Genomic DNA, 21798 nt, shown 5'->3' with positions numbered 1-21798 from the left:
TATGGCGCTGAATCTTGTCAAACTGTGTGTGGGCGTGGACTCCGTTGAACAGCTGCAAGGCTGGCTCGACCGTCATGATGGCCAGCCCACCATGCACACCACCCGTATGACGCCCAAACGCAAGGATGAGATCCTGGCGGGCGGATCGCTATACTGGGTTATCAAGCGCGTCATTCAGGTGCGTCAGACCGTGCTTGATCTGGAAGAGTTCACCGATACCGACGGGATCAAGCGCTGCAATATCTGGCTTGAGAACAAGCTGGTGCGCACAGCGCCGTTGCCTCGGCGCGCGTTTCAGGGCTGGCGCTATCTGAAAGCCGAAGACGCGCCAGCCGACCTTACTGAGCATGCGGGCGGCGAGGACCTGCCCGATGAGCTGCGTCGCAAACTGATCGAGCTGGGCGCCTGGTGACTTAAGCCTTGGGCGCTGCGCGGTTGTCGATAAGGCGCGTCTTGCCCACACGCACCGCCGCCAGGACGCGCGCATCCCGTTCGATGGGGCCAGAGGGCAGGGCCTCAAGCGTTTGCGCGTCCCGAGCCACCACGTAATCCACACCGTCAAACGCCGATTGCGCCTTGAGCAGGGATTGATGCTGGGCGTCCGCCACATTTGCGCCGCTCGACAAAGCGTCAGCGAATTCGCTCAAGATTACATTCAGCCGCGCCGCGCGGTCGCGCTCGGTGTCGTTGAGATAGACATTGCGCGAGGACAGGGCGAGGCCGTCCGCTTCGCGCACGGTCTCCCCGCCCAGGATATCGACGGGCAGGTTGAGATCTGTGACCATGCGCCGGATCACCATAAGCTGCTGATAGTCTTTCTCGCCGAACACGGCTGTATCGGGCTGGACCTGATTGAAGAGCTTGCAGACCACAGTTGCGACGCCATTGAAGAAATGCGGGCGCGACACGCTTTCCAAACCATGCGAGGGGCCGGTCAGCGAGACGCTGGTGACAAACCCTTCGGGATACATTTCACGCGCGTCCGGTGCGTACACCAGATGCGCGCCCGTTTCTGACAACTTGTCAGCGTCCTGCTCCAGTGTGCGCGGATAGGCGTCAAAATCTTCGCCCGGCGCAAACTGGGTCGGATTGACGAAAATGCTGACGACAACCCGGTCAGAGGAGGCGAGCGCTTGTTTGACAAGCGCCAGATGCCCGTCATGCAAAGCGCCCATGGTGGGCACGAAACCGACGCGCAGACCGTCTTTGCGCCATTGACGGACCTGGTCTCTGACAGCGGCGATGGAATAGGCGGCGGGCAAGGCGAGTTCAGGACCGTGTGTCACGGCGGCCTCCTGGGCGAAAATAGCGGCTGCACGCTAGCCTTAGCCGTGGCAGTCTCGCAAGCGTGCGACTCGGTTTAGGGAATACGGCATGCGCTTGGTCTTCATCATGATTGCGGCACTGGGGCTGACGGGCTGCGTCAGTATGGGATCGCCCTCTGTCGAAACGCGTGCTCAGCCTGCGCTTGAACTGGCGCAGCTTCTGGAAGACACCGCCGCCAACCATCCTGACCGTGTCGAGGCCGCCAGCGCTGAAATGGGCGCCCTGAGGGCCGCGCTACTGACCGCGCCCCATGCGCCGTCTGCGCCCTTACCGGCCCCACCAGAGGCGAGGTCGTTCGATCCGGCGCCCGAACTTGATGGGGCTCAGAGCCTTCTTTACGGAGCGCATCTGGCGTCCTACCGATTGCTCAGCAACGCCCAGATCGGCTGGCGCCAGCTCGGCGTACAGCTGCCGGCCCTGTCAGCGGCGGAGCCGCGGATCGAACGCGTGCAGCTGGAACAGGGCGAGTTTTTGCGCCTGAAAGCGGGACCGTTTGACAGCCGGGCCGAGGCGCGGGCCCTGTGTGCGCAAGCGCAAGCGGCGGGCCTGTGGTGTCAGGCAACGCATTTTACCGGTGAAGCGCTGCCCGGTTAGCGCCATAACAGACCTTTCGAATATTGGCGGAGCGTGCTAGCGCCGCAGTCAATAAGGTTTGGGGAGTCGTCACTGTGTCTGCTGGCGCCGTTGAGTCACCAGGTCGCGTCGCTGAGGGCGCGCATGTGATCGTGGTCGGGAATGAAAAGGGCGGGGCGGGCAAGTCCACCGTCGCCATTCATCTGGCCGTGGCTCTGATGCGCATGGGGCAAACCGTTGGGGTGATCGACCTTGATCTGCGTCAGGCGAGCCTGACGCGGCATCTCGACAATCGGCGTAAATGGGCGGATGCGCGCGGCGTCTCCTTGCCCATGCCTGTTCAGGGGCGCCTGCCGATCTCTCAATCGCGCTCGCTGGATGATGTGGAATCCGAAGAGCGCGCCGCCTGGGAGGAAACCCTGGGCCAGTTGAGCCGCGGATGTGATTTCATCATTGTGGATTCACCCGGCGGCGACACCCATTACGCCCGGCTCGCCCATGCCAGCGCCGACACCCTGATCACGCCCATCAATGACAGCTTTGTGGACTTCGCCCTGCTGGCGGAAATCGATGGCGATACGTTCGAAGTGGGGCGACCCAGCGTGTATTCCGAGATGGTCTGGGAATGCCGAAAGCGCAAAGCCATGCGCGAGCGCAAATCCATCGACTGGCTGGTGATGCGCAATCGCATCTCCAATCTGGATTCGCGCAATAAACGCCGTGTAGGCAAAGGGCTGAAAGCCTTGTCAGAACGCGTGGGTTTCCGTCTGGCGCCGGGCTTTTCCGAGCGTGTGATCTATCGCGAGTTGTTTCCGGCCGGGCTGACCTTGCTGGATCTGACTGAAGCGGGCTCGTCGATGACCTTCACCATGAGCCATGTGGCCGCGCGTCAGGAATTGCGTGAATTGCTGATCGTGCTCAAACTGCCGGGATTGAGCGGAAAGCCGTTTCCGTTCTGATGGTATCTGAGGATGGTTCATGATCCTGTACGCACTTCTGGCGCTCGCCGCTTTGGTGATCGTGTTCGCCGTTGTGATGGCGCGCTTGCCGTCAAAGGATGCGGCGCGGCTGTTGCGTTGGGTGCTGGGGATTGGCGGCGTCCTGTTTGGGGCTTTGTTGACCGTTCGCGGTCTGGCGGTGGCGGGCGTGCCGCTGATCGGGGCGGCTCTGGGCTTTCTGGGCGTGGCCATGCGCGGCGCAAAGCCGGGCTCGAGCCGCACGGATCAACAGTCCGACGGACGTAGCTCTGCACCGTCGCGAACCGGCATGAGTGTTGACGAAGCCCGTGCGATTCTGGGCGTCGGCCCGGATGCGGACGAAGCCGAAATCCGCAAGGCGCATCGTGCGATGATGAAGCGGGTGCATCCCGATCAGGGCGGCAGTGACGCGCTGGCCGCGAAGGTCCAGCAAGCGCGAGACGTGCTGCTGGGTGACTAATCAGGCGGCAGGCGGGACGGCGAAACAGGATTCTCCGCTCGCTTCCAGGCGCTGACAGATGGACTGGGCGCGAGAGCCGTCCAGTCCGGCATAGCGCGCTCGCCAGAGCTGGCGGCCATTGCGCTGCATCGGCTCGACACGCGCCTGCGCGTCGCCCAGCAAACTATGCAGGCCCATCATCGCAACGCTTTCAAGCCGAGCGGACGCGGCGGCCTGTGACGTATAGGCGCCCACCTGAATGGCCCAGCCCGCCGGTGTTTCGGGCGCGTTGAAGGCGCGGGGGGCGCCGACAGGTTCGAGCTCGACCCGCGCCGCCGGAACGCCCGGCGCCGAGCCTTGCGCGGTCTGGGCGGGCAAGGTGCTGAGCTCTGCGGTCAGGATTTCTTGTTCGCGGACGGGATTGAGCCGCGGCATGTTGAGCGCGGCCAACATCCGGCTTTCAGAGCGGGCGTTGATGGAGAAGTACGCAGCTTCTATGAGTTCGCGCGCATGGGCGTCCCGAACGGAGGCGGACGCCCCGCCCATCACCACGGCGATGATGCGATGTCCATCGCGCTCGGCGCTGGCAGCGAGATTAAAGCCGGAGGCGCGGATATAACCGGTTTTCAGACCGTCAACGCCGGCCTGGACGCCGACCAGCGTATTGTGGGAGCGATGGGTGACGCCGTTCCAGCGAAACCGGGTCTCGCTGAAATACGCATAATGTTGCGGAAAATCACGGTGAAGCGCATAGGCGAGGCGGGCGATGTCGCGCGCTGTGGTCTGCTGGCGTGCGTCCGGCAGTCCTGATGCGTTGCGAAAGACGGTGTTCGCCATACCGAGCGACCGAGCGCGGTCTGTCATCACTTCAGCGAAACGGGCTTCATCGCCCTCCAGGTGTTCAGCCACCGCGACAGCCACATCATTGGCGCTTTGAATGATCAGGGCGCGGATGGCGTCTTCCACGCTGAGCGTTTGTCCGGCCCGCAAGCCCAGCCGCGACGCCGGGCGGCTGGCGGCTTCCGCCGAGGCGGTGATCGGATCGTCCAAAGCGATCTCGCCGCGCTCCAAGGCGTCAAACACCATGTAAAGGGTCATCATCTTGGTGAGCGAGGCGGGATAGCGCAGCGCATCCGCCCGGCGAGCATGCAGCACCTCGCCAGTTTCCATATCCGCCACGAAAGCCGCGTAGCGCTCGCTCGCCTCGGCGCGGGGGACGAGGGCGAAAACGCTGAAGGCGCACACCAGGAGCAAGATAATTCGAGCCATGTTTGCATTCTCGCGCCTAAGCCCTTGCTCGAGCGTTAACTGTGCGAGATGAGCTGTGTGAGCAGGGGTGCGACGTTTTGTGCAGCGCACAATAATCCCTTGACGAAGGGCGTTTCTGAAGGCATATATGCTGCACCTGCTAACAAGGCAGAGAACGCATGGAGCCCAAAATGGCGAACGCGACTCCGAATTCAACTGCGTCAGAGACGCCTCAGTCTGACGCTGAAGCAGCGAAGGCAACCGAGGCGCCTCAATCGGAAGCGAAGTCAAAGGCTGCTGCTGAGCCGGCGAAGCAATCGGCTCAACCCGCCACACCAGCCGCCAAGGCGGCGGTGAAGCGGACCGCCAAAAAGACAACGGGTCAAAGCAAAGCCCGAAAACCCTCGCCCCCGCGCAAATATTCTGGAGATACGTCGATGACCACCGCAAAAAACACCGCCAAAGACACGATCGAAACCATGACCACCGCGTCTAACGAAGCCCTGAAAGATGGCTTTGAAAAGTCCATGAACGCGGTCAATGAGTTCAGCGCGTTCCAAAAGGACAGCGTGGACGCCGTGATCGCGTCGAGCACTTCCGCCGCCAAATCCATTGAAGAGTTGAACGCCGCCAATCTGGCCTTCGCCAAGAAAACCATGGAAGACGGCATGACCGCCGCGAAATCCATGGCCGGCGCGAAATCGGTTCAGGAACTGATCGAGATCCAGTCTGACTACACCAAATCGTCCATGGACGCCCTGATGGCTGAAATGAACAAGAGTTCCGACCTGATGTCGAACCTGTTCAAGGACTCCTTCAAGCCGATCAATGAGCGTTTCTCCGCCGCCCTGGAGCTGATGCAGTCCCAGCGCTAAGGCGCACCGTATTGCCGGGTGTCGCCTAGACGCGTCGCCCGGCTCTGAATCCTCCCTGACTGGTCCGGCGTCCGCGCCGGACCATTTTTTTGTCCGATTTCCACGATCAATTGGAAGGTAAACTGCGTTGTGATCAGTTGAGGGGGTTCTCTGTAACCCGGCCGCGCTTATTTAATATCATGATTGATTGCCGCGGCTGAAAAACCGGATCAAGCTGGGGCGTAACGCTAGCGAGACGCCAGACTGCCCATGAGTGAGCCGAACAAGCCAGACCTGCCCGATCAGGAGACCGGCGTAACAGTCAAACCGCGCGCACGGACCAAACGTCCGTCGATGTACAAGGTTTTGCTGCTCAATGACGACTACACGCCCATGGAGTTCGTCATCGAGGTTTTGGTGCGTATTTTTCACAAGGGGCAAGAAGACGCGACTCGCATCATGCTCCATGTGCACCAACATGGAGTCGGCGTGTGTGGCGTATTCACATACGAGGTCGCCGAAACCAAGGTGGCCCAGGTCATGGACGCTGCGCGCCGTGCTCAGCATCCGTTACAGTGCACGATGGAAAAGGATTAGGCCTTGCCCTCTTTCTCACCCACTCTCGAACGTTCCCTGCATCGCGCCCTGACGGCCGCGACCGAACGCAAGCACGAATATGCAACGCTGGAGCATCTCTTGCTCTCGCTGTGCGAAGACGTGGACGCGTCCGCGGTGATGCGCGCCTGCGACGTGGATGTGGACGAACTTCGCGACACGCTCAACGAGTACGTGGATGAAGAACTGGCGAGCCTGATCGTGGATGACGGTGAGGACGCCAAGCCCACGGCAGGTTTCCAGCGCGTCATCCAGCGTGCGGTCATCCACGTTCAGAATTCGGGACGTGACGAGGTGACGGGCGCGAATGTTTTGGTGGCGCTCTTCGCAGAGCGCGAAAGCCATGCGGCCTACTTCCTCGCTGAACGCGACATGACCCGCTATGACGCGGTCAATTACATCTCGCACGGCATTTCCAAGAAGCCCGGCGAATCCGAAGCGCGACCCGCCAGGGGCGCGGACGAGGACGCCGCCGAGCTGGGCGAGGGCGCTGAAGAGAAAGACGACGCGCTGTCGGCCTATTGTGTTGATCTGAACGAAAAGGCGCGCGAAGGCGGCGTGGATCCGCTGATCGGGCGTGAACACGAAGTGGAGCGTTGCATCCAGGTGCTCTGCCGTCGCCGCAAGAACAACCCGCTTCTGGTGGGCGATCCGGGCGTGGGTAAAACCGCCATCGCCGAAGGTCTGGCGCGCAAGATCGTTGAGAACGAAGTGCCAGAAGTTTTGGCCGAGGCCACGATCTATTCGCTCGACATGGGCGCATTGCTGGCGGGCACCCGCTATCGCGGCGACTTTGAAGAGCGCGTCAAGCAGGTGGTCAAGGCGCTCGAAGCGCGCCCGAACGCGGTTCTGTTCATTGACGAGATCCACACCGTCATCGGCGCTGGCGCGACGTCTGGCGGCGCGATGGATGCGTCCAACCTGCTCAAGCCTGCTCTGCAACAGGGCGGTCTTCGGTGCATGGGGTCGACCACCTACAAGGAATACCGGCAGCACTTCGAGAAGGATCGCGCCCTGGCGCGGCGCTTCCAGAAGATCGATGTGCGCGAGCCCTCCGTGCCCGACGCCATCAAGATCCTCAATGGCCTGAAGCCGTATTTCGAGGACTTCCACGATATCCGCTTTACAGCGGACGCGCTGAAATCGGCGGTGGAACTGTCCGATCGCTATATCGGTGACCGCAAACTGCCCGACAAAGCCATCGACGTGATTGACGAGGCGGGCGCCTCCATGCGTCTGGTGCCGCAGTCCAAGCGCAAGAAGACCATCGGCGTCAAAGAGATCGAAGCCGTGGTCGCCAAGATCGCCCGTATTCCTCCGAAATCTGTCTCCAAGACCGACGAATCCGTGCTGCGCGATCTGGACACCTCGCTGAAGCGCGTGGTGTTTGGTCAGGACGACGCCATTGAAAAGCTGTCGAGCGCCATCAAGCTGGCCCGCGCCGGCCTGAGGGAGCCCAACAAGCCCATCGGCTCTTACCTGTTCTCCGGCCCGACCGGGGTGGGCAAGACCGAAGTCGCCCGCCAGCTGGCGGATACGCTGGGTGTTGAGCTGTTGCGCTTTGACATGTCTGAGTACATGGAACGCCATACGGTGAGCCGCCTTCTGGGCGCGCCTCCGGGCTATGTGGGCTATGATCAGGGCGGTCAGCTGACCGACGCAGTGGACCAGCATCCGCACTCGGTCTTGCTGCTCGACGAGATCGAGAAGGCGCACCCCGACATCTTCAACATCCTGCTTCAGGTGATGGACAATGGTCAGCTGACCGACGCCAACGGCAAATCGGTCGACTGTCGCAATGTCATCCTGATCATGACCTCCAACGCCGGCGCCGCTGACGCCGCCAAGGAAGCCATCGGCTTTGGCCGCGGCAAGCGTGACGGTGAGGACCAAGCGGCGATCGAGCGACTGTTCACACCGGAATTCCGCAACCGTCTGGACGCCATCATCCCGTTCTCCGGTCTCAAGCTCGATGTGATCGGTCGTGTGGTCGAGAAATTCGTCCTGCAGCTTGAGGCGCAACTGGCCGATCGCGGCGTCACCTTCGAGCTGACCGAGCCGGCGACCCGCTGGCTGGGCGAACGCGGCTATGATGAGAAGTTCGGCGCTCGCCCGCTGAGCCGGGTTATTCAGGATCATATCAAGAAGCCTTTGGCTGAAGAGATCCTGTTTGGTCAGCTCAAGAAAGGCGGCGTGGTGAAGGTTGATGTGGATGCGGCGGACCCTGAACGTCTCGATTTCGAGATCATTCCGGGCGACCGTCTCAACGACGCCAAACCCAAGCGCAAAAAGAAAAAGACCGAAGAGCCGGTCAAGTGAAACGAATGACCTTTCAAAACGCGTCGCTGATCCTCAGCGGCGCGTTTTTATTGAGCGCCAGCGCGATAGCGCAAACGCCTGATTATCGCGCAGACGCCCTCTATCTGCTTGACCTGATTGACGCTGAGTACGCCTATGCGCACCGCTTTGACGGGCGCAACCCGGCGCGTGGCGCGCAGGGCGTCGACCCGGACAGCGTCACAGATCCATCAAGCCTATTACGCTTTGCGGAATGCGCGGTGAACGCCCTGCAGGACCATCACGCCGTTCTCGGCGTCTCCTCGCCACGCTCTTATGGTCTGACGCCCAGCTTTAATGATCTCTGGGTCGAGTTTCGCGACGACGTCTATGTGGTGACGGATGTGCGCGCCGGCTCGCCCGCCCAGGCTGTGGGCGTGACGCCGGGGTGGCGGATCGCCTCTGTCGCGGGATTACCCATTGAGGAAGCTGTCGAGGGGCTGTGCGGCGGTCCTTATGACACCGGCGCTGGTAAAGGCTTCGCCGCCCGGGTCCTGGCGGCGGGACCGCGCGACCAGGCGCGTGACTTCGTCTTTCTTGATGCGGACGGACAGGCGCAGGCTCTGAGCCTGCCCAATCTCTATCAGGTGGAGACAGAAGACCGCCCGCTGATCAGCGTGACCGAGCATGAGGGCGTGCGGGTGCTGCGGTTTAACGATTCTCTGGGGAACGGCGATCTGATCGCCGCCATTGATGAGGCTCTCTCAGGGGCGCGTCCTGACGGCTTGATCATAGATCTGCGTGACACGCCGAGCGGCGGCGACACGCTTTATGCCCGCGCTTTGATGGGGCGTTTGATTGATGACGCCAAAGCCTATCAACGTCACGCCCTCCCGCAGATCGAGCGTGATACAGGCGTGGCCCGCCAATGGGTTGAAGAAGTTCTGCCGCGCGGCGACAGCCTGGCGGGCGTTCCGGTGGTGGTGCTGGCGGGGCGCTGGACCGGGTCCATGGGCGAAGGGCTGACCCTGGGCCTCGACGCTGTCGCAGACGCCGTGACCATCGCCGCGCCGATGGCGGGGCTTTTGGGCGCGATTTATGATTATGACCTGCCGCATAGCGGCTGGACGGTGAAGCTGCCGACCGAGACGCTCTATCATGTGGACGGAACGCCACGCGAAGCCTATCGCGCCGATATCGGGCTCGAAAGCGCGGATGTGCGCGGCCCGAATGGGGAAGACTTGGCGCTGGAGCGCGCGTTTGAAGCCCTGGGTATGGAAAGCCGCTAGCCCGGGTCTGTCACTCAGCCGCCACTCCTTGCGTCGCTAGATCCCGACCGCGCCGGTAGTCACGCGGGGTTTGATCGGTCAGCGCCTTGAAGGCCCGGTTGAACGGGCCGATCGAATTGAAACCGCTTTCAAGCGCCACCTGTAAAATCGTCAGCGAATCCTTGTCGGGATCCGTCAGCAGCGATTGGGCGTGTGCGATCCGTCGCGCATTGATCAGCTGGTTCACATTGGCGGCTTTCAGACCGGCGGTGATGGCGCGGCTGACCTTGTTGGGCGGCTCGCCCAAAGCTTGCGCGAGACGTCGCAAACTCAGATCCGGCTCAAGATACAATTGCTCCCGATCCATCAGGCGGACCAAGCGCTGCCCGAGCTGCATATCCGTCTCGGTCGCCTCTGGCGCGGGCCGCCACTCGGGCACGGGATGGGCGCCTCTGTAGACAATCGCGATGCTGCCGACGGCGAGGACTGCGGCCGCGCACAAGGCCTCGATCAAGGTGACCAGTTGAGGTGAGATCGGCGCAGCTGTGTTGAACACTATGGCGCACAGAAACACCCCGGAGATGAACACCGCCAGATATCCAATGCGCAAGCGCCGTTCATTCACGTGCTCGGTGCTTGGCCAGTTCCGCGCGGCCTCCCAGACCGATAGCATCAAGGCCGTCGAGCTGAGCATGGTTTGGGCGCTCACCAGAATTTCAATCGGTGCGTCAAAGCCAGAGATGATCAAAACCGGTTTGATCACAGACGGGGCGATGATCCCGCCGACAAGCATCAGTTCGAACGGGCCAATGGCGGCGGTCTTGCGAAACAGGGCGCGGGTGAATAACCAGAAGACCGAACAGGTGCCGCCGCTGAGCATCAGCAGCCAGAGTCGCGCTGAACCGAGCGTGCTCCCCAGTCCCTCCGCCACCAGCAATGCGCCCATGCACAGGGTGAAGACGCCCCAGGTCAGATGCAGCGGGGTGCGCTGACCGCGCACCAGCACCCAGCCTGCCCAAGCCAGGGCCCAGATCGCGCAAAGAAGTTTCAGGCCCAGGCCGAAAGCGAGCATGACGGTGGTCCATATGACGTCGGGTGCGACGATTTCTGTCTTCAATGTGCAGCTTTTTCTGGCCGGAATGCAAATCGGCAAGATCAAAAGGCGCTCAATCAAGCAAATCGCTCCTGTCGGCCCGGCGATAAGACCGGGCGAAGTTAGGAGTTGGTTCGATGACGCAAGCCTTGTCGTCTTCACACTATGCTGTCGGGTCTGAAAGCTGGGCTGCGCGCGCTCACAGCTTGTCAGGAAAGCTTTGGTTTCTGGCCGCCGCGGCCGGGCAGTTGATGTTCGTCTATTACATCCTCGTCGCCTATGTCCCTAAAACCCTACTGGGAGAGTTTGAACGCTGGGACGAAGTGGGTCTGATCAAGGGGTATGAGGCGGGAGACGGCTTCGGCAATCTGATGTTCATCACCCATGTCTTGCTCGCTGCGATCATGACGCTGGCTGGGTTGATGCAGCTCACAGCGCCCTTGCGCAATTGGGCGCCCAGGCTTCACCGGATGAGCGGCCGGGTGTTCCTGGTGCTGGCGGTTTATCTGGCGCTTGGCGGTCTGTGGATGGTGTGGGGGCGCGGAACGCATCTGAATGACATCAGCGCGATCGCATCCACGCTGAACACCGTGCTCATCCTGGCGTTCGCAGCACTTACGGTTCATTTCGCCGTGAAGCGAGATATCGCCCGGCACCGTCCCTGGGCCATGCGTCTGTTCATGGTCGCCAACGGGGTGTGGTTCATGCGCCTGTTTTATGGCGCCTGGTTGATGAGCGTCGGCCCGGTGGGCATCACAAGTCAGATGAACGGCTGGTTTGATATCTTCCTGGCGTTCGGCGTGATGGCGATTCCGCTGGCGGGGCTGCAGCTCTATCTAAGCGCCCAGAAAAGCCGGTCTGTCGCGCTGAAGTGGAGCAGCACCCTGGTCACGCTCACCTCCGCCGGGCTCACCGGTCTCGGCGGGGTTGGCGCGACCTTGATCATGTGGGGGCCGCACCTCTAGCGCAGAAACGCCAGCACCATTTCCACGACCCGGTCATCGCGCAACACGCCGCGATGACCGATGCCGTCAAAGACTTCCCATTGGGCGCCCGGCCAGGCGGCGGCGATGCGTTCGGCGCATGCGGGCGGGGCGATCTGATCGTTTTCGCCGTGCAAGATCAGGGCAGGGGTGTCGAAGTTTGGCGCATCCAGACTGATGTCGAGATTGGTCGCGGGCTCGCCGAATTGCTCGCTGATCGACTCCAGCATCAACCGGACGGCGCGCTTGGACAGCCCCATCGCCTGGCTTTGGAACTCCACATTGCGGGGCAGGGCGTCTGGCGCGCCCAGGCCGATGACGCGACCAGGATCAAATCCATGGCGCGCTTTGGCGAGCACGGTCGCGGGCAAGCCCATGGAATGAGCCACCATGGCATAGGGGTGACCGAGCTGCGCCGCCGCAGCGCCCAGCCCTTCGGCGAACAACAACAGATGGGCTTTACGGCCTTCGCTCTGGCCATGCGCCGGTCCGTCAATCATGGCGACAGAAAATCCGGCCGCCATCACCGCCTGTCCCAAGGTCGACAGATCCGTGCTGTCCGCCTCCCAGCCATGCTGGAAGAACACCAGCGGCCCGTCGCCGCCGCGATAGACCCGTTGTTCGCCTTGGGGGCCGGTGAAAGTCTGCGTATCGAGGCTGTCGAGCCAATCGCGACCTCGGTCGGTTTGCTGCTTCACGCGCGGCCGGGTGAACTGACGGGCCACGGACGCCTTGAAGGTGCGCGGAAACAGGGCGGCGGTGGAATTGGCGGCGAGCGAAAAGGCGGAGGTCATGCATCAAATCTCAATTAGACACTTTCCTCCACGCTAGGGCGATTGGTCTTGAGCGTGAAGCCAAGCTTATGCATGGCTGGCATCTGAGAATGATTGGCCACGGATCCGACTGGGAGAAATCAGATGAGCCTGTTGATGACCACAAGCGTGCTGGCGTCTTTGCTGGCTCATCCTGCGTCTGAGAGTGCGGTCACCGGCCGCGTGGTGGCGGTTGATTTCACCCAAGAGCCCGCGCTTGTGGAAGCGTTTGGCGGACGCCGGTTTTATGTTGAAGACGATAGCGGCGCGCCGCACTCGCGCCTTGAGTGGATCGCCTATGATTGCCAGGGCGGCGTGATGGCGCGCACCTATCCCTATGATCCGCGCTGGAGCAGCGGGGGCCATGAAGCAGCGGATGAGACAGGCGCTTTAGGGCCGCGGATCGGCGCCGGGCTGGGCGCTGAGCCGCTTGAAGACGCCGACGCGACCTTGCCGGTGGATACGGCCCAGTTTGAAATCCTGGAGCGTGATGAGCAAGGCGAGACCACTGCCCGGCACGGTCCCTATGACATGCCGGGTGCCTGGTGCGAGTAAGGCCTAGAGCGCCGCTTTGATCTGTTCCGCCAGCGCGTTCAGCTCATCCATATCCGCCTGTCCGGCGCTGCCATGGCCCGCGATGTCCTGGCCCTCCCAGCGGGGGATGATATGGAAATGGATGTGATAGACGGTTTGGCCTGCCGGAGCGCCGTTGAACTGGGCGATGGTGACGCCGTCAGGTTTGAGCGTTGTTTCGACGGCTTGCGCGACTTTCTTGACGCGCTTGATCGCCTCGGCGGCGCCAGCGTCTGATATCTCCAGCAAATTGCGTGCGGCTTCCTTGGGGATGACCAGCGTATGGCCTTTGCTCTGAGGGAAAATGTCCATGAAGGAGAGCACATGCTCATCCTCATAAAGCTTCACGCACGGCGCTTCCCCGCGCAGGATCTTGGCGAAGATGTTCTGGTCGTCATAGGTCCCGTGAAGGCTCATGGATCGCACTCCGATTAAGCTTTAAGTCCCAGAAGTCCTAGCCCAGACCTTTTGCAGGTCCAAGGGCTAACCGTCCTTGCGATAAGGAGACTCCTTATCCAGCGCCAGACGCTCGGTCTCCACCGCTTGGCGTTCCGAGCGCAGGAAGCGCTCTACGGCGCCAGACAGGCCTTCATGCAGGATCTCATGGGCGGAATAGACGAGCTGCGGGCGGTAGCCGCGCGCCAGCTTGTGTCCGCCCTGGGCGCCGGCTTCGACGCGTTTCAGTCCATGGCTCAGCGCGTAATCAATCGCCTGATGATAACAGAGCTCGAAATGGAGCTGGTCTGAGAAGGCGAGCGCGCCCCAATAGCGGCCATACAGCGTGTCAGACCCGATAAAGTTCAGGGCGGCGGCGATGTGCTGGTCGTCCTGTTTGGCCATCACCAGCAACACCTTGTCCGCCATGCGTTCATGGATCAGGGCGAAGAAGTCTCGATTGAGATAGGGCGTCCCCCATTTGCGCGCGCCCGTATCCTGATAACAGGCGAAGAAGACGTCCCAATGATGCTCGGTGATCGCCTCGCCGGTGAGCTGTTCGATCGTGACGCCCGACTGCGCCGCCGCGCGTTCTTTGCGCAGCGCTTTGCGCTTGCGAGAGGAGAGGGCGGCGAGAAAGCCCTCATATTCACCATACCCCTGATCCTCCCAGATGAACTGGATGTCCTGTCGGGCAAGAAGGCCTGAGTCTGTCAACTCGGCCTGCGTGTGCGGATCGGGAAACAGGACATGCCAGCTGGAGACGCCCAGTTCGCGCGCGGCGTGACGGGCGGCGTTGATCAGCGCCTGACGCACTCCAGAGTCTGAGGCCAGAACCCGGCGTCCGGTGGCTGGAGTGAACGGCACGCCGGTCAAGAGCTTGGGATAATACTGTCCGCCCGCGCGCTCCAGCGCATCCGCCCAGGAATGATCAAAGACGTATTCGCCGTAGGAATGGCCTTTGAGATACAGCGGCAGGACGCCCATCACCTGACCGGCTTGATTTTCGGCGATCAGATGGCGCGGTCCCCAGCCGGTCTCTTCCACGGCGCTGCCGGAGGTTTCCAGCGCATCGAGAAAGTCCCAGCTTAAAAACGGGTCATAAGGCTGACCCGCCGGATTGGCGCAGGCATCCCATTGGGCGGGATCAATCTGCGCCATCCGGCTGATCATGCGCACGGTAATGTCGGTCATGCCCCGTCCAGACGTCTCGGCTGAGCCGGGATATAGGGTGGCGTTTGACGGTCTTCGAGCCCGATCACGTGATCTCGACAATAGCGTCCACTTCGACCGCTGCGTTCAGGGGCAAGACGGAAACGCCCACGGCGGACCGTGCGTGCCGTCCGGCGTCGCCGAACACCTCAACCATCAGGTCGGACGCGCCATTGATGACTTTGGGAATGTCGTAAAAGTCAGGATGTGCGTTCACGAAACCGCCCAGCTTCACAATGCGTTTGACCTGTCCCAGATCACCGCCGCAGGCCGCCTTGATCTGTGCGATCAGGTTCAGCGCACATAGCCGCGCCGCCGCCTGTCCGTCTTCCAGAGAGACGCCGTCGCCGAGGCGACCTGTCACCAGGCCGTCAGGCCCCAGAGAGATCTGACCGGAAATATGCACGATCTGTCCGCTCTGGGCGTAGGGAACATAATTGGCCACGGGGGCGGCGGCTTCAGGCAGGGTCAGGCCCAGTTGCTTGAGCCGGGATTCGATGTCAGCCATTTGCGGGGCTCCGTTGGAGAAAACCAGATAGTCAGTTAGGCGCTTGAGGCCCGGTCTGGCAATGAGGCGGGCGGGTTGAATTCAGTGGGCCCGGCCTGCATGGTGCGCAGGAATGACAAGGTGAACACATGGCGCGCGATGCAGCCAGCCTGACCACGCTCAGACCAGTCCGCTTGCGGACGGCGGACGGCAAATTGCTGTCAGCCTGTTTCACCGTGCCCGATGATCCGACAGCCGTGATGGTGGTGAATCCGGCCACAGGCTACCGCAAGGACTTTTACGCACCGTTCGCGCAGGCCGCCGCCGAAAACGGCTGGGCGGTGCTGACCTTTGACTATCGCGGGCAGGGGGAGTCCGCGCGCTGTCATCCCCGGCGCGAAACCGCCCGGATGCTGGACTGGGCCGTGTATGACATTCCCGCCGCTGCGGACGCGGCCTGTCAGGCCTTTCCCGGCTTGCCACTGGATATAGTCGGCCATTCCATAGGCGGTCAGTTCGCTGCGCTGATCGACCCGGCGCTGCCGGTACGCCGACTGGCCATGCTCTCGGCGTCTTCAGGGTATTGGGGCGATCAATCCGCGCCCTTGAAATACTTCGCCTGGGCGTTCTGGCGCCTGATTGGCCCGGCCTACCTCCTGCTGCGCGGGCATATTCCCAAGGGCGTGCTCTGGCGCGGTGAACCTTTGCCGCCCCGTGTCTTTAAGGACTGGCGCGAGTTTGGGGTGAACCCTGAATGCTTTCGCGATGCGATCGCCGAGCTCGGCCTTACCTCGCGTTATGAGGGCTTCACAGCGCCGGTGCGCGCCTGGACGCCTGATGACGACCCGATCGCCAATCCTCAGACCGTACGCTGGCTGCTGGAGCGCTATGAAAACGCGCCGACCGAGATGAAGCTGGTGCGTCATGAGGATACGGGCCTGGGCGCCTTGGGCCATGACGGGTTGTTCCGCTCGAAAATGGCGGATGTGTTCTGGCCGCAGGTGTTTCGCTGGCTGTCATTGGATGCAGACCCGACGCATCTCCGGGACTAATCCCGATCCTTTTTCAACATACGGCCCTTGATGATCGCGGCGTCGCCGAATTTCGCCCGCGCCGCGTCCATGGCGCGTTCCGCCGCGGCGCGCTTGAGCGCGTTGGGATCGAGCAGATCGCCTGCATCCGCGATTGCGGTTTCCAGCACCGAATAGCCGGCCCCGATCAGGCGATAGCGCACGCCTTCGGGCTCCTTGTCCAGCATGTCCGCGCTGATGCGATAGAGCGTGTCCGCGAGCTGGGCCGGGTCGGTTAACGTGCGCCGCCGGGTGATCGTTCTGAACCTGTCGGTCTTGATTTTCAGCGTCACCACGCGCCCCGCGACGCCCTGGGCTTTCATCCGGTCGGCGACCTTCACGCACAACGGCCAGAGCCGGTCTTTCAGCACCGCCTTGTCAGACACATCGTCGTTAAACGTGGTCTCTGCCGACACCGACTTGCGCTCTCGGGCCGGGCTGACCTTGCGGGCATCCTCTCCACGCGCCAGACGGGCGAGACGCAATCCGGATTCGCCATATTTGCGCGCCAGATCGCCTTCAGAGCGTTTGAGCACGTCTGACAGGGTGTAGAGCCCATCCGCATTGAGCTTCTTGCCCATGACAGGCCCGACGCCATAGACGTCGCCCACTTTCATCTGCGCCAGAAAAGCAGGCGCGTCCTGGCGTCCCAGCACCGAAAACCCGTTGGGTTTGTCGAGATCAGACGCGGTCTTGGCGAGAAACTTGTTAAAGCTCAGCCCCACTGACACCGTGACGCCCACCTCATTCAGAATGCGGCGCTGCAGCCTCAGCAAGGTTTGCGCAGGCGAGGCGCCGTGGAGCTTTTGAGTGCCTGACAGGTCCAGAAAAGCCTCGTCAATGGACAGCGGCTCCACAAGCGGGGTGACATCCTCCATCATGGCGCGGATGCGCTTGCCGTCTGCGGCGTAGACCGCCATGCGCGGGCGCACCACGACCGCGTCCGGGCAGGCTTTCAGCGCCTTGAACATGGGCATGGCCGAGCGCACGCCATAAAGCCGGGCGATATAGCAGGCGGTGGACACCACGCCGCGTTGGCCGCCGCCGATAATAACCGGTTGGTCCTCGAGCTCGGGATTGTCGCGCTTTTCCACCGAGGCGAAGAACGCGTCGCAATCGATATGCGCGATGGAGAGCGTATCGAGTTCGGGATGGGAGAGCACGGGTCCGCCACCGCAGGCCGGGCATTGCACGCCGACGGGCGCCGGGGCGAGACAGCTTCGGCAATAGCCTTGAGACGGCGCTGGACGGGTCATGGCCATAACCATGCAGCGCCGCGCACGCCCGAGCTGTCGCCATGACGAGCGGGGCGTATGCGCGTCACCAGCTCATCGGTGAAGGCCCAGTCCTGAAGATGGGCCTCAAGTGTCCGGGCGAAATCAGTGAGGTTCGACAAACCGCCCCCCAGAACGATGATCTCAGGGTCAAGGATATTGACCACGCTCGCCAGCGCGCGGGCGAAGCGCTGGGCGTGGCGTTCCAGGCTCGCCTGACACGTCGCATCCCCCTGAGCGGAGGCGTTTGCGATCTCTTGAGCGCTCAAAGCTTGCCGGGTGTGGCGCTGATGATCGGCAGACAGGGCCGGGCCGGAACACCAGGCCTCAACGCAATTGGACTTACCGCAGTAACAGGCCGGGCTAACCGCAAGCTCTTCAGCCGTGATCCAGGGCAGGGCGGTATGGCCCCATTCGCCGGCATTCCCGTCCGCGCCCGTCACCAGAGCGCCGTTGATCACACACCCCCCGCCCACGCCTGTCCCGGCGATGACGCCAAAGACGCTGGCGCATCCGGCGCCCGCACCATCGCGCGCTTCAGACAATGCAAAGCAATTGGCGTCATTGGCGCACCGTATCGGGCGCTGCAGCCGGGCGGCGAGATCTTGATCCAGCGCACGACCATTCAGTGCGGTGGAGTTGGCGTTGCGTATCAATCCGGTGCGCGGATTCAAAGATCCCGGATGGCCGATCCCGGCCGGCAGGGGGGATGAAACACCCGCCTCGTGCTCGATTTGCGCCACCAGCGCTGCAATGGCGTCCAGCTTCTCGTCATAGGCGGCAGGCGTGGGCGTTCGACGTTGAATGAGGCGTGCGCCCGTCTCATCCACCAGGGCGGCTTCGATTTTCGTGCCGCCAAGATCCACGCCTAACCGCAACACGGACCACCTCTTTTTCTCCGCTTTCAACGTTCATATCTTGTTCTAATCGCGATGCGAAGGCGGGGACTCACTGTTGATTAAGGAAAGTGGGGTTAAATGCATTGTGGATGGTCAAGATGCTCACGCTGCAAAGACGGCGGAGCGCATTGGGGAAAGCGCGGTTATAATGCTGCAGGTCATGTCCAAAAAAGTTCTGATCGTTGAAGACAACGAGCTGAACATGAAGTTATTTCGTGATCTGCTCGAAGCGCACGGCTATGAGACCGTGCAGACCAGTGAGGGCCTCAAGGCGCTAGACATGGCGCGTGAGCACAAGCCTGATCTGATCTTGATGGATATTCAGCTGCCTGAAGTGTCCGGTCTTGATGTCACCAAGTGGATCAAGAACGACACCGAGCTGTCCGCCATTCCTGTGGTCGCAGTGACGGCCTTCGCCATGAAAGGCGATGAGGAACGGATTCGTGAAGGCGGGTGCGAGGGCTATCTATCCAAACCCATCACGGTGGCGTCCTTCATCAAAACCGTTCGGGATTTTCTCGAATAGAAGGAGCCTTCGGTGAGCGCACGCATTCTGGTTGTCGACGATATCGAAACGAACAGACGTCTGCTGGAAGCCCGGCTTATGGCGGAGTATTTCGATGTCTTGATGGCGGATGACGGACCCAGCTGTCTCGATCTCGCCCGCAGCCAGAAGCCTGACGTGATCTTGCTGGACGTGATGATGCCGCGCATGGACGGGTTTGAGACCTGTCGCCGGCTGAAAGCAGACCCTGTGACCCGGCATATCCCTGTGGTGATGGTGACAGCGCTGGACCAGCGCTCTGACCGTATTCGCGGTCTGGAAGCCGGGGCTGACGAATTTCTGACCAAACCTGTGGACGATGTCGCTCTGTTTGCGCGCGTGCGCTCACTGTTGCGCCTGACCAGCGTCATGGACGAGCTGCGCCAGCGTGAAAGCAGCGGCGTTGAAATGTCTTCCTTCGAGCCGGCCAATGGCGGCGGGCGGGTGATTGTCGCCGCCGCGGACCAGAACTCAGCCCAACGCATCGTCAAGGCTCTGCCTGACACCCTGGATGCTCAAGGCTATGGGGATCCGCGCCTGGCGATCTCCCAGGCCGAACATGCCGATCTGATCATCGTCGATCTCAGCGCGCCGCGGTTTGACGGCTTGCGCCTGTGCGCACGCATTCGGTCCGATGTGGATACGCGCCAGGTGCCGCTTCTGGGCGTCGTGGACGAGATGGACAAGCGCACGATGGTGCGCGCACTTGATCTGGGCGTGAATGATGTGATTTCCCGTCCACTTGACCCAGGCGAGCTGTCTGCGCGCAGCTCGACCCAGCTCAAACGCAAACGCTATGCGGACGCCTTGCGCGAGCGTCTGGACGAAAGCCTTGAAATGTCGGTGCGGGATGCGCTGACCGGTTTGTTTAATCGCCGCTACACGGTGTCTCGCCTGCGCCAGGCCTTGGATGGCCTGAACGCCTCCCATGAGCCCTTGACGGTGGGATTGATCGACATCGACCATTTCAAGCGCATCAACGACACCTGGGGGCATAACGCTGGCGATCAGGTGCTGCAGGAGATCTGCGCGCGTCTGGGCGGCGAGTTGCGCGCCATTGATGTTGCGGGCCGCTATGGCGGTGAGGAATTTCTGGTGGTGTTCTCAAACACGACCGCAAAAGAGGCGTCAGACGCCATGGAGCGGGCCCGTCTGGCGGTCTGCGCCACACCGATCACTTTGCGTGAAACCGGTGATGTGATCGACGTCACCATGAGCGCCGGCATCGCCGAAGCGTTCATGGATGATAGCGTTGAGACGTTGATCGAGCGCGCAGACACCGCGCTCTATGAAGCCAAGCGCTCGGGCCGGAACCGAGTGATCGAGGCCAAACGAAAAGCCGCCTGAACTAACAGGCGGCTTTCCTCATTCCAGTCAAAGCGGATCAAGTCGCGCGAAAGCGCAGGATTACTTGATCTTGCCTTCTTTGAATTCGACGTGCTTGCGCGCGACCGGGTCGTACTTCTTCAGCACGAGTTTCTCGGTCATCGTGCGGGCGTTTTTCTTGGTCACGTAGGAATAGCCCGTGCCCGCCGTCGAATTCAGGCGGATTTTGATGGTAGTCGGCTTGGCCATAGTCGCGCACCCGTACACATAAACTTGGCGCGCCAGACAAGGGGTCCGGCGCTGCGAGCCGCGGAACATACCCGCGCACGCGACGCTGTCAATGCCTCGAACGGCCTTTGCTCACAAGTGACAGCGTAAAGTACAGTCCGGCCATGGCGGCGAAGGCGGCCATCAGACCCCAGGGGTCTGCAATGTCCATGGAGACGCCGCCCAGAGCGGGTCCCAGAAGCGAGCCCAGGCCGTAGGCGAAGATGAAGGCGGCGTTCGCCGAAGCGAGGGCGCCGGGCTGCACCCGCTCGCCGATCATCGCCAGACCGATCGTGTAGAACGCGCTGCTGGCGCCCACGAAAAAGAACACCATCGGGATCAGCAGCCACAGATTCGCACCCGCCAGCCCCATGGCGACCGAGAGAATCACCGCGCTAAGGGCGACGCCCGACAAGGTCCGGTCACGCCCTGTGCGGTCTGCGAGCTTACCCAAGGGAATCTGCAAGGCGATCGCGCCCAGGGCGCCGATCGCGACCAGCAGGCCGACGCCGCGCTCTGCAATGCCAATGCGTTCGGCGTAAACCGGCATCAATGCGAAGACATTGGTCTCAAGCCCCCCGAACACCAGCCCCGCCAGCATGGCGAGCGGCGCAAGCCGGGCGGCCGAGAACAGCGATTTGAGCCCGGACTCCTCTCGGCTGGGCGGTTGTATCGAAGGGCCGCGCAAAATCATGATGGGCAAAGCGCCGAGTGCGTAGATCACCCCGCCGGCGATCCAGGGCGTCCAGCCTTGCGAGCCGAGCACCGAGAGCAGCAATCCGCCAGACCCGAACCCGCCCGCCAGCACGGTGGCGTAGACGGCGAGCAGGCTGGCGCGGCTTTCAGGTTTGGCGAGCTGATTGATCCAGGTTTCGCTGGCGACGAAAATGATCGTCACGGACAACCCCATGACAAAGCGCAGCCCGAACCAGATCACAGGGTCTGGCATGGCGGGAAACAGCACAAAGCCCGCCGCCGTGATCATCGCGCAGACAATCACGGTCTGGCGCGGCGCTGTGCGGGCCATCAGGGCCGGGATGAGCGGTGTCGCCAGAAGCGTGGAGAGGGCGGCGGCGGCGGCGTTTGCGCCCACGACGGCGGCAGAGCCGGTCATGGCTTCAAGATTGAGTGCGACGAGCGGCATCAAGAGGCCGAAGCCGCAGCCCGCGAGCGCCGCGCAACAGATCGCGGCGATCAGGGATCGGGTTCGCGCTTTGTCGGGAGAGGAGAGAAAACTGGCGATCAT

General features: G+C 62.1%; 24 protein-coding genes. 13 read left to right on the top strand and 11 right to left on the bottom strand.

The features are described 5' to 3' along the window. The first annotated feature begins 1 nt into the window (after position 1). On the top strand, positions 2-412 hold the full coding sequence (locus tag ACP154_RS13230; RefSeq protein WP_421858396.1) for a DUF1489 family protein: 411 nt from the start codon (positions 2-4) through the stop codon (positions 410-412). A gap of 1 nt (position 413) precedes the next feature. Here the strand turns inward: ACP154_RS13230 and panC are convergent, their stop codons facing one another. Further along, the gene (gene panC, locus ACP154_RS13225; RefSeq protein WP_421858399.1) at positions 414-1286 is read right to left on the bottom strand and encodes a pantoate--beta-alanine ligase; all 873 of its coding nucleotides are present in this window, start codon (positions 1284-1286) and stop codon (positions 414-416) included. Between the two features lie 88 nt (positions 1287-1374). Here panC and ACP154_RS13220 point away from each other — a divergent pair, with 88 nt between their 5' ends. From ACP154_RS13220 to ACP154_RS13210, 3 genes are all read left to right on the top strand, one after another. Next, on the top strand, positions 1375-1920 hold the full coding sequence (locus ACP154_RS13220) for an SPOR domain-containing protein (RefSeq protein ID WP_421858402.1): 546 nt from the start codon (positions 1375-1377) through the stop codon (positions 1918-1920). A 74-nt stretch (positions 1921-1994) separates the two neighbouring features. Then, positions 1995-2858, top strand: coding sequence for a division plane positioning ATPase MipZ (locus tag ACP154_RS13215; RefSeq protein ID WP_421858404.1), 864 nt, complete (start codon positions 1995-1997; stop codon positions 2856-2858). 19 nt (positions 2859-2877) lie between these two features. After that, complete coding sequence (locus ACP154_RS13210) at positions 2878-3336, top strand: DnaJ domain-containing protein (RefSeq protein WP_421858407.1); 459 nt, start codon at positions 2878-2880, stop codon at positions 3334-3336. On the opposite strand, the gene ACP154_RS13205 is transcribed toward ACP154_RS13210, so the two are convergent. After that, positions 3337-4584 carry a serine hydrolase gene (locus ACP154_RS13205; RefSeq protein WP_421858410.1) on the bottom strand — a complete coding sequence of 416 codons (1248 nt, stop codon included), beginning with the start codon at positions 4582-4584 and terminating at the stop codon, positions 3337-3339. Between the two features lie 416 nt (positions 4585-5000). Between ACP154_RS13205 and ACP154_RS13200 the strand changes: the two genes are divergently transcribed. From ACP154_RS13200 to ACP154_RS13185, 4 genes are all read left to right on the top strand, one after another. Next, positions 5001-5438, top strand: coding sequence for a phasin family protein (locus ACP154_RS13200; protein WP_107713737.1), 438 nt, complete (start codon positions 5001-5003; stop codon positions 5436-5438). A 249-nt stretch (positions 5439-5687) separates the two neighbouring features. Further along, positions 5688-6014 carry an ATP-dependent Clp protease adapter ClpS gene (clpS, locus tag ACP154_RS13195; protein ID WP_107713385.1) on the top strand — a complete coding sequence of 109 codons (327 nt, stop codon included), beginning with the start codon at positions 5688-5690 and terminating at the stop codon, positions 6012-6014. Between the two features lie 3 nt (positions 6015-6017). Continuing rightward, positions 6018-8351 carry an ATP-dependent Clp protease ATP-binding subunit ClpA gene (clpA, locus tag ACP154_RS13190; protein WP_421858412.1) on the top strand — a complete coding sequence of 778 codons (2334 nt, stop codon included), beginning with the start codon at positions 6018-6020 and terminating at the stop codon, positions 8349-8351. A 5-nt stretch (positions 8352-8356) separates the two neighbouring features. Beyond that, complete coding sequence (locus ACP154_RS13185; RefSeq protein ID WP_421858414.1) at positions 8357-9598, top strand: S41 family peptidase; 1242 nt, start codon at positions 8357-8359, stop codon at positions 9596-9598. Positions 9599-9608: 10 nt separating this feature from the next. Here the strand turns inward: ACP154_RS13185 and ACP154_RS13180 are convergent, their stop codons facing one another. After that, the gene (locus ACP154_RS13180; protein ID WP_421858416.1) at positions 9609-10649 is read right to left on the bottom strand and encodes a helix-turn-helix domain-containing protein; all 1041 of its coding nucleotides are present in this window, start codon (positions 10647-10649) and stop codon (positions 9609-9611) included. 158 nt (positions 10650-10807) lie between these two features. Here ACP154_RS13180 and ACP154_RS13175 point away from each other — a divergent pair, with 158 nt between their 5' ends. Next, complete coding sequence (locus ACP154_RS13175) at positions 10808-11635, top strand: DUF2306 domain-containing protein (RefSeq protein WP_421858419.1); 828 nt, start codon at positions 10808-10810, stop codon at positions 11633-11635. On the opposite strand, the gene ACP154_RS13170 is transcribed toward ACP154_RS13175, so the two are convergent. Next, positions 11632-12447: an alpha/beta fold hydrolase gene (locus ACP154_RS13170; protein WP_421858421.1), complete on the bottom strand. Its 816-nt coding sequence runs from the start codon at positions 12445-12447 to the stop codon at positions 11632-11634. The genes ACP154_RS13175 and ACP154_RS13170 overlap by 4 nt on opposite strands. Positions 12448-12570: 123 nt before the next feature. Here ACP154_RS13170 and ACP154_RS13165 point away from each other — a divergent pair, with 123 nt between their 5' ends. After that, complete coding sequence (locus ACP154_RS13165; protein WP_421858423.1) at positions 12571-13020, top strand: hypothetical protein; 450 nt, start codon at positions 12571-12573, stop codon at positions 13018-13020. A 3-nt stretch (positions 13021-13023) separates the two neighbouring features. Here ACP154_RS13165 and ACP154_RS13160 read toward each other — a convergent pair whose 3' ends face one another. The 3 genes from ACP154_RS13160 to ACP154_RS13150 all read right to left on the bottom strand — a co-directional run bounded on the left by ACP154_RS13160 (position 13024) and on the right by ACP154_RS13150 (position 15193). Beyond that, entirely contained in the window at positions 13024-13455 is a 432-nt protein-coding gene (locus tag ACP154_RS13160) for an HIT family protein (RefSeq protein WP_421858425.1), read from the bottom strand. Positions 13456-13521: 66 nt separating this feature from the next. Beyond that, positions 13522-14667, bottom strand: coding sequence for a GNAT family N-acetyltransferase (locus ACP154_RS13155; RefSeq protein ID WP_421858428.1), 1146 nt, complete (start codon positions 14665-14667; stop codon positions 13522-13524). A gap of 64 nt (positions 14668-14731) precedes the next feature. Continuing rightward, positions 14732-15193 carry a RidA family protein gene (locus ACP154_RS13150; protein ID WP_421858431.1) on the bottom strand — a complete coding sequence of 154 codons (462 nt, stop codon included), beginning with the start codon at positions 15191-15193 and terminating at the stop codon, positions 14732-14734. A gap of 128 nt (positions 15194-15321) precedes the next feature. On the opposite strand from ACP154_RS13150, the gene ACP154_RS13145 reads away from it, so the two are divergent. Then, complete coding sequence (locus ACP154_RS13145) at positions 15322-16224, top strand: alpha/beta fold hydrolase (protein ID WP_421858434.1); 903 nt, start codon at positions 15322-15324, stop codon at positions 16222-16224. Here ACP154_RS13145 and ACP154_RS13140 read toward each other — a convergent pair. Continuing rightward, a complete protein-coding gene (locus ACP154_RS13140) occupies positions 16221-17504 on the bottom strand; it encodes a DNA polymerase IV (RefSeq protein ID WP_421861447.1) in 1284 nt (427 codons plus the stop codon). The genes ACP154_RS13145 and ACP154_RS13140 overlap by 4 nt on opposite strands. Further along, a complete protein-coding gene (locus tag ACP154_RS13135; RefSeq protein ID WP_421858436.1) occupies positions 17495-18397 on the bottom strand; it encodes an ROK family protein in 903 nt (300 codons plus the stop codon). Before ACP154_RS13135 ends, ACP154_RS13140 begins: the two co-directional genes overlap by 10 nt. A 178-nt stretch (positions 18398-18575) precedes the next feature. On the opposite strand from ACP154_RS13135, the gene ACP154_RS13130 reads away from it, so the two are divergent. Both ACP154_RS13130 and ACP154_RS13125 read left to right on the top strand, forming a co-directional pair. Beyond that, positions 18576-18941, top strand: coding sequence for a response regulator (locus ACP154_RS13130; protein WP_028284823.1), 366 nt, complete (start codon positions 18576-18578; stop codon positions 18939-18941). Between the two features lie 12 nt (positions 18942-18953). Then, a complete protein-coding gene (locus tag ACP154_RS13125) occupies positions 18954-20306 on the top strand; it encodes a PleD family two-component system response regulator (RefSeq protein ID WP_421858439.1) in 1353 nt (450 codons plus the stop codon). A 60-nt stretch (positions 20307-20366) separates the two neighbouring features. Here ACP154_RS13125 and rpmG read toward each other — a convergent pair whose 3' ends face one another. Next, positions 20367-20534, bottom strand: a complete 168-nt coding sequence (gene rpmG / locus ACP154_RS13120; protein ID WP_421858441.1) for a 50S ribosomal protein L33 — start codon at positions 20532-20534, stop codon at positions 20367-20369. A gap of 88 nt (positions 20535-20622) precedes the next feature. Next, complete coding sequence (locus ACP154_RS13115; protein ID WP_421858444.1) at positions 20623-21798, bottom strand: MFS transporter; 1176 nt, start codon at positions 21796-21798, stop codon at positions 20623-20625.

The sequence above is a fragment of the Oceanicaulis sp. genome, from assembly GCF_965249665.1.
GTDB lineage: Bacteria > Pseudomonadota > Alphaproteobacteria > Caulobacterales > Maricaulaceae > Oceanicaulis.
Note: the sequence above shows the minus strand (reverse complement) of the source record. Positions and strands in the feature narration are given on the sequence as shown.